This is a genomic window from Paraburkholderia susongensis (genome assembly GCF_900177725.1).
In the GTDB taxonomy this organism is placed as follows: Bacteria; Pseudomonadota; Gammaproteobacteria; order Burkholderiales; family Burkholderiaceae; genus Paraburkholderia; species Paraburkholderia susongensis.
Genome location: NZ_FXAT01000015.1, coordinates 161,135 through 175,458 on the forward strand (window position 1 = coordinate 161,135; position 14,324 = coordinate 175,458).

The 14,324-nt window shown below is 59.6% G+C and carries 10 protein-coding genes, 4 tRNA genes and 1 rRNA gene; 1 reads left to right on the top strand and 14 read right to left on the bottom strand.

Translation table 11 applies throughout. The features are described from left to right. Positions 1-150: 150 nt before the first annotated feature. Together rpoC and rpoB are read right to left on the bottom strand one after the other, a co-directional pair. A complete protein-coding gene (gene rpoC, locus B9Z01_RS30340; RefSeq protein ID WP_085489237.1) occupies positions 151-4,389 on the bottom strand; it encodes a DNA-directed RNA polymerase subunit beta' in 4,239 nt (1,412 codons plus the stop codon). Positions 4,390-4,410: 21 nt separating this feature from the next. Continuing rightward, the gene (rpoB, locus tag B9Z01_RS30345; protein ID WP_085489238.1) at positions 4,411-8,517 is read right to left on the bottom strand and encodes a DNA-directed RNA polymerase subunit beta; all 4,107 of its coding nucleotides are present in this window, start codon (positions 8,515-8,517) and stop codon (positions 4,411-4,413) included. Positions 8,518-8,641: 124 nt separating this feature from the next. Here rpoB and B9Z01_RS35205 point away from each other — a divergent pair, with 124 nt between their 5' ends. Then, positions 8,642-8,854, top strand: coding sequence for a hypothetical protein (locus tag B9Z01_RS35205; RefSeq protein ID WP_143809111.1), 213 nt, complete (start codon positions 8,642-8,644; stop codon positions 8,852-8,854). A 33-nt stretch (positions 8,855-8,887) separates the two neighbouring features. Here B9Z01_RS35205 and rplL read toward each other — a convergent pair whose 3' ends face one another. The 12 genes from rplL to rrf all read right to left on the bottom strand — a co-directional run. Next, positions 8,888-9,265 (bottom strand): 50S ribosomal protein L7/L12, encoded by a 378-nt coding sequence (rplL, locus tag B9Z01_RS30350; RefSeq protein WP_085489239.1) that lies wholly within the window; start codon positions 9,263-9,265, stop codon positions 8,888-8,890. Positions 9,266-9,328: 63 nt separating this feature from the next. Continuing rightward, the gene (gene rplJ, locus B9Z01_RS30355) at positions 9,329-9,826 is read right to left on the bottom strand and encodes a 50S ribosomal protein L10 (RefSeq protein ID WP_085489240.1); all 498 of its coding nucleotides are present in this window, start codon (positions 9,824-9,826) and stop codon (positions 9,329-9,331) included. Between the two features lie 303 nt (positions 9,827-10,129). Further along, positions 10,130-10,828, bottom strand: a complete 699-nt coding sequence (rplA, locus tag B9Z01_RS30360; RefSeq protein ID WP_085489241.1) for a 50S ribosomal protein L1 — start codon at positions 10,826-10,828, stop codon at positions 10,130-10,132. Next, positions 10,829-11,260 carry a 50S ribosomal protein L11 gene (gene rplK / locus B9Z01_RS30365; RefSeq protein WP_085489242.1) on the bottom strand — a complete coding sequence of 144 codons (432 nt, stop codon included), beginning with the start codon at positions 11,258-11,260 and terminating at the stop codon, positions 10,829-10,831. It abuts the gene before it with no gap. Between the two features lie 164 nt (positions 11,261-11,424). Next, entirely contained in the window at positions 11,425-11,982 is a 558-nt protein-coding gene (gene nusG / locus B9Z01_RS30370) for a transcription termination/antitermination protein NusG (RefSeq protein WP_075303275.1), read from the bottom strand. Between the two features lies 1 nt (position 11,983). Next, on the bottom strand, positions 11,984-12,364 hold the full coding sequence (gene secE / locus B9Z01_RS30375; RefSeq protein WP_085489243.1) for a preprotein translocase subunit SecE: 381 nt from the start codon (positions 12,362-12,364) through the stop codon (positions 11,984-11,986). Positions 12,365-12,399: 35 nt separating this feature from the next. After that, positions 12,400-12,475: transfer RNA gene (locus B9Z01_RS30380), tRNA-Trp, on the bottom strand. A 64-nt stretch (positions 12,476-12,539) separates the two neighbouring features. Continuing rightward, positions 12,540-13,730 carry an elongation factor Tu gene (gene tuf, locus B9Z01_RS30385; RefSeq protein WP_085489234.1) on the bottom strand — a complete coding sequence of 397 codons (1,191 nt, stop codon included), beginning with the start codon at positions 13,728-13,730 and terminating at the stop codon, positions 12,540-12,542. Positions 13,731-13,792: 62 nt separating this feature from the next. Next, positions 13,793-13,867 (bottom strand) — tRNA-Thr (locus B9Z01_RS30390). 16 nt (positions 13,868-13,883) lie between these two features. Beyond that, positions 13,884-13,957: transfer RNA gene (locus B9Z01_RS30395), tRNA-Gly, on the bottom strand. Between the two features lie 40 nt (positions 13,958-13,997). Next, positions 13,998-14,083, bottom strand: a tRNA-Tyr gene (locus B9Z01_RS30400). A gap of 157 nt (positions 14,084-14,240) precedes the next feature. Further along, positions 14,241-14,324, bottom strand: a 5S ribosomal RNA gene (rrf, locus tag B9Z01_RS37075); the annotation flags it as partial.

Here is a 14,324-nt window from a genome sequence, read left to right on the forward strand (position 1 = left end):
CGCTTTGCGACAACGTTAGCCATCTGGATTAGAGCTACGCCGGCGCATGGCATCGTGCACGCGCAAAAAAACGCGCATAAAAAAAGCCGCCCAGTCGAAACTGAGCGGCTTTCGTGACTCGCAAGGCAAGGCGGCTTGCGCCGCCTGCACTTACTCGCCCGAGTGCTGCTGTTCGGCGGCCGGGGCTTCCGGCGTACCGAATTCGAACGACTCTTCCGCTGCGATCTGATCGAAACGCTCGCGGTCGGCCAGTTCCTTGCTCTTGCGCGCCTTGTGGAACGCGAGACCCGTACCGGCCGGGATCAGACGGCCGACGATCACGTTTTCCTTCAGGCCACGCAGGTCGTCGCGCTTGCCCATGATCGCCGCTTCGGTCAGCACGCGGGTCGTTTCCTGGAACGACGCAGCAGAGATGAACGAATCGGTCGACAGCGACGCCTTCGTGATACCGAGCAGCACGTTTTCGTACGTGGCCGGACGCTTGTCTTCCGCGATCATACGGTCGTTCTCGTCGAGCATGTCCGACCGCTCGACCTGTTCGCCCGGGATGAAACGCGTATCGCCGTTGTCCGAAATCTGCACGCGGCGCAGCATCTGACGCACGATTACTTCGATGTGCTTGTCGTTGATCTTCACGCCCTGCAGACGGTACACGTCCTGCACTTCGTCCACGATGTAACGCGACAGCGCTTCGACGCCCTGCAAACGCAGGATGTCGTGCGGATCCGCCGGTCCGTCGACGATCATTTCGCCCTTGTTGACGACCTGACCATCGTGCACCAGAACCTGCTTTTCCTTCGCGATCAGGAACTCGTGCTGGTTGCCCTCGAGGTCCGTGATAACGAGACGCTGCTTGCCCTTCGTGTCCTTACCGAACGACGTCGTACCCGTGACTTCCGCCAGGATACCCGCGTCCTTCGGCGAACGTGCTTCGAACAGTTCCGCCACACGCGGCAGACCGCCGGTAATGTCACGCGTCTTCTGCGATTCGGTCGGGATACGTGCGAGCACTTCACCAACCTGCACTTGCTGACCGTCCTTCACGGTGATCAGAGCGCCGACCTGGAAGCCGATCTGCACCGAGTGCTCGGTGTTCGGGATCTTGACTTCTTCGCCGTTCGCATCGAGCAGCTTGACCTGCGGACGCACCGTCTTCGACGCTTGCGAACCACGACGCTTCACGTCGATCACGACGAGTGTGGACAGGCCCGTCACGTCGTCGATCTGCTTCGCGACGGTCACGCCTTCCTCGACGTTTTCGAACTTCACCGTACCACCGTACTCGGTGATGATCGGACGCGTCATCGGGTCCCACGTCGCGAGTTGCGTACCGGCCTTGATCTGCGCACCGTCGAGCTGCAGCAGCGTCGCGCCGTACGGCACCTTGTGACGCTCGCGCTCGCGGCCGTGATCGTCGGTAATCATCGCTTCGCCCGAACGCGAGATGACGATCTGCTCGCCCTTCGCGTTGGTGACGTAACGCATCGTCGACGTGAACCGCACCGTACCGTTCGACTTCGCTTCGACCGACGAAGCCACCGCCGCACGCGACGCCGCACCACCGATGTGGAACGTACGCATCGTGAGCTGCGTGCCCGGTTCACCGATCGACTGCGCCGCGATCACGCCGACTGCTTCGCCGACGTTCACGAGCGAGCCGCGGCCGAGGTCGCGGCCGTAGCAGGCTGCGCACAGACCGTAGCGCGTTTCGCAGGTGAGCGGCGTGCGCACGCGCACTTCGTCGATACCGAGGCGTTCGATCTCTTCGACCGCGTCTTCGTCGAGCAGCGTACCCGTTTCGAACAGCGTTTCCTGCGATTCCGGATTAACGATGTCAGCCACGGCCACGCGACCCAGAATACGGTCACGCAGCGCTTCGACCACTTCACCGCCTTCCACGAGCGCCTTCATCGCCACGCCGTTGGACGTGCCGCAATCTTCCTCGACTACGACCAGATCCTGCGTCACGTCGACGAGGCGACGCGTCAGGTAACCCGAGTTCGCTGTCTTCAGTGCCGTATCAGCCAGACCCTTACGTGCGCCGTGGGTCGAGATGAAGTACTGCAACACGTTCAGACCTTCACGGAAGTTCGCCGTAATCGGCGTCTCGATGATCGAGCCGTCCGGCTTCGCCATCAGGCCACGCATACCGGCCAGCTGACGGATCTGAACCGCGGAACCACGAGCGCCCGAGTCCGCCATCATGTAGATGGAGTTGAACGACTCCTGACGCGTTTCCTTGCCGTCGCGATCGACCACCGGTTCCGTCGACAATTGCTCCATCATCGCCTTGCCGACCGCTTCCGACGTTGCGGACCAGATGTCCACCACGTTGTTGTAGCGCTCCTGCGCGGTGACGAGACCCGACATGTACTGACGGTCGTATTCCTTCACCTTCTTCGCGGCATCGCCGACGATGGTTTCCTTCTGCGGCGGCACGAGCATGTCGTCGACGCAGATCGAAATACCAGCGCGCGTTGCGAGACGGAAGCCCGACTGCATCAGCTGGTCGGCGAAAATCACCGTCTCACGCAGACCGCACTTACGGAACGCGGTGTTGATCAGACGCGAGATTTCCTTCTTCTTCAGCGGCTTGTTCAGCACCGAGAACGGCAGCCCCGGCGGCAGGATTTCCGACAGAATCGAGCGACCGACCGTGGTTGCGTACAGAGTGATCTTCGGCACGAACGCCGGCGCGCCTTCCGACTTGTCTTCGTTGTGGACCATTTCGGTGATCCGCACGTTGACGCGCGAGGCCAGTTCGACTTCCTTGTTCTCGTACGCACGCAGCACTTCCGAGACGCCCGTGAACGTCAGGCCTTCGCCCTTGCCGTTCACCGCTTCGCGGGTCGCGTAGTAGAGACCGAGCACGATGTCCTGCGACGGCACGATCGACGGATCGCCGTTGGCCGGGAACAGCACGTTGTTCGACGCGAGCATCAGCGTGCGCGCTTCCATCTGCGCTTCGAGCGACAGCGGCACGTGAACAGCCATCTGGTCACCGTCGAAGTCGGCGTTGAACGCCGCGCAAACGAGCGGGTGCAGCTGGATTGCCTTACCTTCGATCAGCACCGGCTCAAAAGCCTGAATGCCGAGACGGTGCAGCGTCGGCGCACGGTTCAGCATGACCGGATGTTCGCGGATCACCTCTTCGAGAATGTCCCACACGACCGGCGTCTGGTTCTCGACTTCCTTCTTCGCAGCCTTGATGGTGGTAGCGACACCCATCACTTCGAGCTTGTTGAAGATGAACGGCTTGAACAGTTCGAGCGCCATCAGCTTCGGCAGACCGCATTGGTGCAGCTTCAGCGTCGGGCCGACCACGATCACCGAACGGCCCGAGTAGTCGACGCGCTTACCGAGCAGGTTCTGACGGAAGCGGCCGCCCTTACCCTTGATCATGTCGGCGAGCGACTTCAGCGGACGCTTGTTCGCGCCGGTCATCGCCTTGCCGCGACGGCCGTTGTCGAGCAGCGAATCGACGGCTTCCTGCAGCATCCGCTTTTCGTTGCGAACGATGATTTCAGGCGCCTTCAGTTCGAGCAGACGCTTCAACCGATTGTTACGGTTGATCACGCGGCGATACAGGTCGTTCAGGTCCGACGTCGCGAAACGGCCGCCGTCGAGCGGCACGAGCGGACGCAGCTCCGGCGGCAGCACCGGCAGCACTTCGAGCACCATCCAGTCAGGCTTGATGCCCGAACGCTGGAAAGCCTCGAGCACCTTCAGGCGCTTCGCGTACTTCTTGATCTTCGCTTCCGAACCGGTGTTCTTGAGTTCGGTACGCAGCAACTCGACCTGCTCGTCGATGTTGATCGCGCGCAGCAGCTCGCGAATGCCTTCCGCGCCCATTTCGGCACGGAATTCGTCGCCGTATTCCTCGACCTTGTTGTAGTAATCCTCTTCGGTCATGATCTGCCGCGCTTTCAGCGGCGTCATGCCCGGATCGATCACCACATATGCTTCGAAGTACAGCACGCGCTCGATGTCGCGCAGCGTCATGTCGAGCACCATGCCCAGACGCGACGGCAGCGACTTCAGGAACCAGATGTGCGCGACCGGCGAGGCCAGTTCGATATGGCCCATCCGTTCGCGGCGCACCTTCGCGAGCGTCACTTCGACGCCGCACTTCTCGCAGATCACGCCACGGTGCTTCAGGCGCTTGTACTTGCCGCAAAGGCATTCGTAGTCCTTGATCGGACCGAAAATCTTCGCGCAGAACAGACCATCCCGCTCCGGCTTGAACGTGCGGTAGTTGATGGTTTCCGGCTTCTTGACTTCACCGAACGACCACGAACGGATCTTGTCCGGCGAGGCCAGACCGATCTTGATCGCGTCAAAAACTTCAGGTTGTTGGACTTGCTTGAATAGATCGAGCAAAGCTTTCATCGCTTCTCTCCAGTAGTCCGATTAGTTCCGGTCCAGGTCGATGTCGATACCGAGCGACCGGATTTCCTTCACCAACACGTTGAACGACTCAGGCATGCCGGCATCGATCACGTGATCGCCCTTGACCAGGTTTTCATACACCTTGGTCCGGCCCGTCACGTCGTCCGACTTCACCGTCAGCATTTCCTGCAGCACGTACGATGCGCCGTACGCTTCGAGCGCCCACACTTCCATTTCACCGAAACGCTGGCCACCGAACTGCGCCTTACCGCCCAACGGCTGCTGCGTGACGAGCGAGTACGGGCCCGTGGAACGCGCGTGCATCTTGTCGTCGACCAGATGGTGCAGCTTCAGGTAGTGCATGTAACCGACCGTCACCGTACGTTCGAACATCTCGCCCGTGCGGCCGTCATACAGACGCACCTGGTTCTTCGACGGCGTCATGCCGAGGTTTTCAGCGATCTCGTCCGGGAACGCCAGATCCAGCGCGCGCGACATTTCTTCTTCCGTCGCACCGTCGAACACCGGCGTTGCGAACGGCACGCCTTCGCGCAGGTTCTTCGCGAGTTCGAGGATTTCGTCGTCGGAGAAGCTGTCCAGCTCTTCTGCGCGGCCCGACTCGTTGTAGATCTTGGTCAGGAATTCGCGCAGTTCAGCGATCTTCGTCTGACGCTGCAGCATTTCGCCGATACGCCAGCCGAGGCCCTTCGCGGCCCAACCCAGATGCACTTCGAGAACCTGACCCACGTTCATCCGCGACGGCACGCCGAGCGGGTTCAGAACGACGTCAGCCGGACGGCCGTCGGCCATGTACGGCATGTCTTCGATCGGCACGATCTTCGACACGACACCCTTGTTACCGTGACGGCCTGCCATCTTGTCGCCAGGCTGCAGACGGCGCTTGACTGCCAGATACACCTTGACCATCTTCAGCACGCCCGGCGGCAGTTCGTCGCCTTGGGTGAGTTTCTTGCGCTTCTCTTCGAACGCGAGATCGAACTGGTGACGCTTCTCTTCGATCGAGTTCTTGATCGCCTCGAGCTGGGCCGCTGCTTCTTCGTCCGCGAGGCGGATGTCGAACCAGTGGTAGTGGTCCAGATCTTCGAGGTAAGCGCGCTCGATCTTCGTGCCCTTCGCGAGCTTCTTCGGACCGCCGTTCGCGACCTTGCCTTCGAGCATACGGGCAAGACGCTGGAACGCGTCGCCTTCCACGATACGCAGCTGGTCGTTCAGGTCGAGGCGATAGCGCTTCAATTCATCGTCGATGATCTGTTGCGCGCGCTTGTCGCGCTGGATACCTTCACGCGTGAACACCTGCACGTCGATGACCGTGCCGCTCATGCCCGACGGCACGCGCAGCGACGTGTCCTTCACGTCCGAAGCCTTCTCACCGAAGATCGCGCGCAGCAGCTTTTCTTCCGGCGTCAGTTGGGTTTCGCCCTTCGGCGTGACCTTGCCGACCAGCACGTCGCCCGCTTCGACTTCCGCGCCGATGTACACGATGCCCGACTCGTCGAGACGGCCAAGCTGCACTTCCGCGAGGTTCGAGATGTCGCGCGTGATTTCTTCCGGTCCGAGCTTCGTGTCGCGAGCGACCACGTTCAACTCTTCGATGTGGATCGACGTGTAACGGTCGTCCGCTACCACCTTCTCCGAGATCAGGATCGAGTCTTCGAAGTTGTAGCCGTTCCACGGCATGAACGCGATCAGCATGTTCTGGCCGAGCGCGAGTTCGCCGAGGTCCGTCGATGCGCCGTCAGCCAGCACGTCGCCACGCGCAACCTTGTCGCCCATCTTTACGATCGGACGCTGGTTGATGTTCGTGTTCTGGTTCGAACGCGTGTACTTGATCAGGTTGTAGATGTCGACACCGACTTCACCCGCAACGGCTTCGTCGTCGTTCACGCGAATCACGATACGGCCCGCGTCGACGTAATCGACCACACCGCCGCGCAGTGCCTGAACCGTCGTGCCCGAGTCGACCGCCACGGTGCGCTCGATGCCCGTACCGACGACCGGCTTCTCCGGGCGCAGACACGGCACAGCCTGACGCTGCATGTTCGAGCCCATCAACGCGCGGTTCGCGTCGTCGTGCTCGAGGAACGGAATCAGCGAAGCTGCGACCGACACGATCTGCGACGGCGCCACGTCCATGTACTGGATGCGGTCCGGCGTGACCATCAGCGTTTCGCCCGCTTCACGCGACGACACGAGTTCGTCGGTCAGCGAGCCATTATCAGCCACTGCCGCGTTCGCCTGAGCGATCACGTAACGGCCTTCCTCGATCGCCGACAGGTAGTCGATCTGATCGGTCACCTTGCTGTCGACCACCTTGCGATACGGCGTTTCGAGGAAGCCATATTCGTTCAGGTGCGCGTACAGAGCGAGCGAGTTGATCAGGCCGATGTTCGGACCTTCCGGCGTCTCAATCGGACACACGCGACCATAGTGGGTCGGGTGCACGTCGCGGACTTCGAAGCCTGCGCGCTCACGCGTCAGACCGCCCGGGCCCAGTGCGGAAACACGGCGCTTGTGCGTGATTTCCGACAGCGGGTTGGTCTGGTCCATGAACTGCGACAACTGCGACGAACCGAAGAACTCGCGAATCGCCGACGAGATCGGCTTCGAGTTGATCAGGTCGTGCGGCATCAGGTTTTCGCTTTCGGCCTGGCCGAGGCGTTCCTTTACAGCGCGTTCGACACGCACGAGACCCGCGCGGAACTGGTTCTCCGCGAGTTCGCCGACGCAACGCACGCGGCGGTTGCCGAGGTGGTCGATATCGTCCACTTCGCCCTTGCCGTTGCGCAACTCGACGAGGATCTTGATGGTCGCAAGGATGTCGTCGTCCTGCAGCGTCATCGGGCCGACGATTTCGTCCCGGCCGACGCGGCGGTTGAACTTCATACGACCCACTTTCGACAGGTCATACGCTTCTTCGCTGTAGAAGAGACGATTGAACAGCGCCTCGACCGCTTCTTCGGTCGGCGGTTCACCAGGACGCATCATGCGGTAGATCGCGATGCGCGCAGCCATCTTGTCGGCGGTTTCGTCGATACGCAGCGTCGACGAGATGTACGGCCCCTGGTCCAGATCATTCGTATAGAGCGTCTGGATGTCCTTGATCTTCGCCTCGCGCAGCTTTTCGAGAACGGTTTCGGTGACTTCGTCGTTGGCGTTCGCGATGACTTCGCCGGTGTCGCCGTCGACGACGTTCTTCGCCAGCACGCGGCCGAGCAGATAGTCTTCCGGCACCGAGATGAACTTGGTCTTCGCGTTGTCGAGGTCGCGAATATGCTTGGCGTTGATCCGCTTGTCCTTCTGGACGATCACGTTGCCGTCGCGATCCGTAATGTCGAAACGCGCGACTTCACCACGCAGACGCTCCGGCACGAATTCCATCTGCGCGCCTTCCGGCATCAGCGTGAAATTGTCGAACACGAAGAAGTTTGCGAGGATCTGTTCCGGCGTGAGGCCAATTGCCTTCAGCAGGATCGTAACCGGCATCTTGCGGCGACGGTCGACGCGGAAGTACAGCACGTCCTTCGGGTCGAACTCGAAGTCGAGCCACGAACCGCGGTAAGGAATGATACGTGCCGAAAACAGGAGCTTGCCCGAGCTGTGCGTCTTGCCCTTGTCGTGCTCGAAGAACACGCCCGGCGAGCGATGCAGCTGCGAAACGATCACACGTTCCGTGCCGTTGATGACGAACGAACCGGTCGGCGTCATGAGCGGAATTTCGCCCATGTACACTTCTTGCTCCTTCACTTCCTTGACGACGGGCTTGCTCGGCGATTCCTTGTCGAGCAGCACCAGACGCACTTTGGCGCGCAGCGCCGAACAGTACGTCAGACCGCGCTGCTGGCATTCCTTGATGTTGAATGCCGGCGACGACAGCATGTAGCTCACGAACTCGAGGCGCGCGAAGCCGTTATGCGAAACGATCGGGAAAACGGAGGTAAACGCTGCCTGCAGGCCTTCCGGCTTGCGTTGCGTAGACGACGTGTCTGCTTGCAGAAACGTGCTGAATGATTCAAGCTGGGTAGCCAGCAGGAAAGGTACTTGGTGAACGATGGGGCGTTTCGCAAAACTCTTGCGAATACGCTTCTTCTCGGTGAAGGAATATTGCATACGATCTCCGAATCACGGCGGGCATAGTTGTCGAGGCAGGATACCTTGATGAGACAACCCGAGTGTTCACCGACTGAGACCCGATGGCCGTCCGATGGCTTGAACGAGCCTAGAAGCTTGGTGGTTGGCCGCTACCAACCGCTGGCTGACGGCAGCGGATGCCTGTGTTGCCCGCTACCCGACCAAACTTGCCTTCTGCAGTCGCTTCAGAAGACAAAGAGAAGCGCCGGTCAATGTTGCCGATTGGCGATTTTCTTTGGCTTCTGGGGATCACGTTCTTGCCGGAACAGAGCTGCAAAAACGTGGCCCCCACAAAGCACAAAAAGGCCGGCGGTGAAAAACCGCCAGCCTTCGCACAGCGCGTTGAAACTTACTTGATTTCAACCTTCGCGCCGGCTTCTTCCAGCTTCTTCTTGGCTTCTTCAGCTGCAGCCTTGGGCACCGCTTCCTTCACGGGCTTCGGTGCGCCATCGACCAGATCCTTCGCTTCCTTCAGGCCGAGACCCGTCAGTTCGCGAACAGCCTTAATGACCGAAACCTTGTTTGCACCGGTTTCAGCCAGGATGACCGTGAATTCGGTCTGCTCTTCAGCAGCAGCACCGGCGCCGCCTGCACCTGCCGGGCCTGCCACTGCAACAGCAGCTGCCGACACGCCAAACTTCTCTTCGAACGCCTTAACCAGCTCGTTCAGTTCCAGAACCGACATCGAGCCTACGGCTTCGAGGATGTCTTCTTTTGCGATTGCCATTTGAAATACTCCTAAATTGAATTCGGATACAGCCAGCGATCAATTACGCTCGACCGGTGTACGTTACGCAGCTTCGCCCTGCTTCTTTTCTGCCAGCGCGGCCAGAGCGCGCGCAAAGCCAGAAACAGGTGCCTGCATGACGAACAACAGCTTGGAGAGCAGTTCTTCGCGGCTCGGGATGTTTGCAAGCGCTTGCACGCCCGCTTTGTCCATCACCTTGCCTTCGTAGGAACCAGCCTTGATGATCAACTTGTCATTGCCCTTGCCGAAGTCGTTCACGACCTTGGCGGCAGCAATGGCATCTTCCGAGATGCCGTAGATCAGGGGGCCGGTCATCTGCTCTGCCAGAGGAGCAAACGGGGTACCCTCGACAGCGCGACGCGCCAGCGTGTTCTTCAACACGCGAAGGTAAACCTGTTGCTCACGCGCTTTCGCGCGCAGCTTGGTCAGATCGCCAACCGTGATCCCACGATACTCAGCCAGAACCATGGTCTGGGCTTTCGCGACTTGCGCGGAAACCTCGGCGACGACGGCCTGCTTGCTTTCTTTGTTAAGTGGCACGGTTAACCTCCAGATTCGATACACGCGGCGTGCGCCTTGTGTACCGCGTTCAATAACGGCGTCCGACCAGTCAGGAGTATTTCGACCGCCCGAGTTCCGCATTACTGCAGACATCCAACGGCTTCACTACTGCAAAACTTTTTCGGGTTCGCCATCTGCGTTGGCTTTGCATTAAGGACTCGCCTACCTGCTGCGTGCCCGCCAACGGTCTTTGACAACCGGTTGCGCGATGCAGACTGCCACCTCGCAACCGCCCAAAGCCCTTTAAAACCATCCCTGCTCACGCCGGGACGGTGAAATTCGTTACTGCGCGGCGATCGACGTCTGGTCGACGCGCACGCCAACACCCATCGTGCTCGACAGTGCAACCTTACGCAGGTACACGCCCTTGCTCGTTGCCGGCTTCGCCTTTTGCAGCGCGTCGATCAGAGCGTTCAGGTTGGTACGCAGAGCAGTCGGTTCAAACGAAGCGCGGCCGATGGTCGCGTGGATGATACCGGCCTTGTCGACACGGAATTGCACCTGACCAGCCTTCGCGTTCTTGACCGCGGTCGCGACGTCCGGCGTGACCGTGCCAACCTTCGGGTTCGGCATCAGGCCGCGCGGGCCGAGAATCTGACCGAGCGTGCCGACGATACGCATCGTGTCCGGCGAAGCGATCACGATGTCAAAGTTCAGGTTGCCGGCCTTGACCTGTTCAGCCAAGTCTTCCATACCAACGATTTCGGCACCAGCTGCGCGAGCCTGCTCAGCCTTTTCGCCCTGCGCGAACACAGCAACGCGGACCGACTTACCCGTACCAGCGGGCAGCACGACCGAGCCACGAACCACTTGATCCGACTTCTTCGCATCGATGCCGAGTTGCACAGCGACGTCGATCGACTCGTCAAACTTCGCGCTTGCGCATTCCTTCACGAGCGACAGAGCGTCGTCGATCGGGTACAGCTTCTGACGATCAATCTTTGCTGCAAATGCTTGCAGACGCTTCGAAAGCTTGGCCATTTACACGCCCTCCACGGTGATGCCCATCGAGCGGGCGCTACCAGCGATCGTACGGACCGCTGCGTCCAGATCAGCCGCCGTCAGGTCGGGCATCTTGGTCTTGGCGATATCTTCAGCTTGAGCGCGGGTGATCTTGCCGACCTTGTCGGTATGCGGCTTGCTCGAACCCTTGTCGACCTTCGCTGCCTTCTTGATCAGAACCGTAGCCGGCGGCGTCTTCAGAACGAACGTGAAGCTCTTGTCCGCGAATGCCGTGATCACGACCGGAATCGGCAGACCCGGTTCCATGGCTTGAGTCTGCGCGTTGAACGCCTTGCAGAACTCCATGATATTCAGGCCACGCTGGCCCAGCGCCGGACCGACCGGCGGCGACGGGTTGGCTTTACCTGCAGGGATCTGCAGCTTGATAAAGCCGATGATTTTCTTTGCCATTTCGAGAACCTCTTTGGAACGTCGACGCTCATGCTGACGTTCAGTGAGTAATAGCGCGTGTTCGCCGAGAAAGCTGGCTAGTTACGCTCCTCAACAACCATTACGCGGGCCGTAAGCGCGAAATACGGAACGCACCGGGGCGGTGCGTTCCGTAGAATTCTGGATTACAACTTTTCGACTTGGCCGAATTCCAGTTCGACCGGCGTTGCGCGGCCGAAGATCGTAACGGAAACACGGACTCGCGATTTTTCGTAGTTCACTTCTTCGACGCTACCGTTGAAATCAGTGAACGGGCCTTCCTTCACCCGCACCATCTCGCCCACTTCGAACAGGGTCTTCGGACGCGGCTTTTCCACGCCTTCCTGCATCTGCGACATGATTTTCTCAACTTCCCGCGGGGAAATTGGACTCGGGCGATTACGCGCCCCTCCGACAAAACCGGTCACCTTTGCCGTGTTTTTTACGAGGTGCCACGTTTCGTCTGTCATTTCCATTTCGACCAGCACATAGCCGGGAAAGAAACGACGCTCTGTCACTGATTTGTGACCGCCCTTCACCTCGACAACTTCTTCCGTCGGAACGAGGATCTGGCCAAACTGGTCCTGCATGCCAGCACGCTCGATACGCTCCTGAAGCGCCCGTTGCACGCTCTTCTCCATGCCGGAGTAGGCGTGCACCACGTACCAACGTTTACCACTCGGGGATGCCGGAGTATCGCTCATATCATTTCCAACCCAGAATCACCGAGAAAATCGCCCACTCAATGGATTTATCACTAATCCAGAGAAAGATTGCCATCACGACGACGAAGCCAAACACTACGAGCGTTGTCTGGGTAGCCTCTTTACGAGTGGGCCAAACAACCTTGCGGACTTCCTTGTACGAATCTTTGGCAAAAGCGATAAAACCCTTACCAGGCGCCGAGAGAAGACCAACGACAATACCCGCGATCGCACCAACAGCCAAGGCAGCTCCGCGGATGTACCACTCCTGGCCGCTCAGCCAGAAGAACCCCACGAACCCGGCCAGGAGCAGTAACACACCCGCGACCAGCATCAACTTGTCGCCAGATGTATTTACAGTTTCGACGGAAGGATTCGCCATAACACCTTAACGAAGCGCCACTACGACGCGATAGTTGGCAGGGGCAGAGGGAATCGAACCCCCAACCTTCGGTTTTGGAGACCGACGCTCTGCCAGTTGAGCTATACCCCTAAACCATTTGGGGCTGACGACACCGCCAACCCCGATACAACCGATTATCGAGAACTGTCTGGCGTTACTCGATGATCTTGGCGACGACACCGGCGCCGACCGTACGGCCACCCTCGCGGATTGCGAAGCGCAGGCCTTCTTCCATCGCGATCGGGTTGATCAGCTTCACCGTGATCGACACGTTGTCGCCCGGCATCACCATTTCCTTGTCCTTCGGCAACTCGATCGAGCCCGTCACGTCCGTCGTACGGAAGTAGAACTGCGGACGGTAGTTGTTGAAGAACGGCGTGTGACGGCCGCCTTCGTCCTTGCTCAGCACGTACACTTCTGCCGTGAAGTGCGTGTGCGGGTTGATCGAGCCCGGCTTCGCCAGCACCTGACCACGCTCCACGTCTTCACGCTTCGTGCCGCGCAGCAGGATACCCACGTTGTCGCCCGCCTGACCCTGGTCGAGCAGCTTGCGGAACATTTCCACGCCCGTGCAGGTCGTCTTCACCGTCGGCTTGATACCGACGATTTCGATTTCCTCGCCAACCTTGATGACGCCACGCTCAACGCGGCCCGTCACCACCGTGCCACGACCCGAGATCGAGAACACGTCTTCCACCGGCATCAGGAACGCGCCGTCCACCGCGCGCTCCGGTGTCGGGATGTACGTGTCCAGTGCGTCGGCCAGGTTCATGATCGCCACTTCGCCCAGTTCACCCTTGTCGCCTTCCAGCGCCAGCTTGGCCGAACCCTTGATGATCGGCGTATCGTCGCCCGGGAAGTCGTACTTCGACAGAAGTTCGCGCACTTCCATCTCGACCAGCTCCAGCAGCTCGGCGTCGTCCACCATGTCGCACTTGTTCAGGAACACGATGATGTACGGCACGCCAACCTGACGCGCCAGCAGGATGTGCTCACGCGTTTGCGGCATCGGACCGTCTGCTGCCGAGCACACCAGGATTGCGCCGTCCATCTGCGCCGCACCCGTGATCATGTTCTTCACGTAGTCAGCGTGGCCCGGGCAGTCGACGTGTGCGTAGTGGCGGCTAGCCGTTTCGTACTCGACGTGCGCGGTGTTGATCGTGATGCCGCGCGCCTTCTCTTCCGGCGCCGCGTCGATCTGGTCGTACGCCTTCGCTTCGCCGCCGAACTTCTGCGTCAGAACCGTCGTGATCGCTGCCGTCAGCGTGGTCTTGCCGTGGTCAACGTGACCGATCGTGCCCACGTTCACGTGCGGCTTGGTCCGCTCAAACTTACCCTTGGCCATTTTCGACTCCTAAGAGGATTTTCCGTACGTTGCGCTGGGCGCAAACAATCACCGAGTACTTCTGGTGCCCATGGGCAGGATCGAACTGCCGACCTCTCCCTTACCAAGGGAGTGCTCTACCACTGAGCCACATGGGCGCTACTTCCGCATTACTGGAGCGGGTGAAGGGAATCGAACCCTCGTCGTAAGCTTGGAAGGCTTCTGCTCTACCATTGAGCTACACCCGCAAGGATTATGGATTCCCGACAACTATTACAACTTGCATTCTGGTGGAGGAGGTTGGATTCGAACCAACGTAGGCGTAAGCCAACAGATTTACAGTCTGCCCCCTTTAGCCACTCGGGCACCCCTCCGCAGAGAACTTTCGATTATGGGGGAACAACATCTTTTTGTCAAGGCTTGCTTGACTGCTCCAAACCCAACGGCTCTCACTTATATGTAGTGATTCCAATCCATCGGTAAACGCAAAAACCCCACCCGGTTGGGGTGGGGCTTCTGACAGCATGAGGAGCCTGACGATGACCTACTTTCACACGGGCAATCCGCACTATCATCGGCGTGGAGTCGTTTCACGGTCCTGTTCGGGATGGGAAG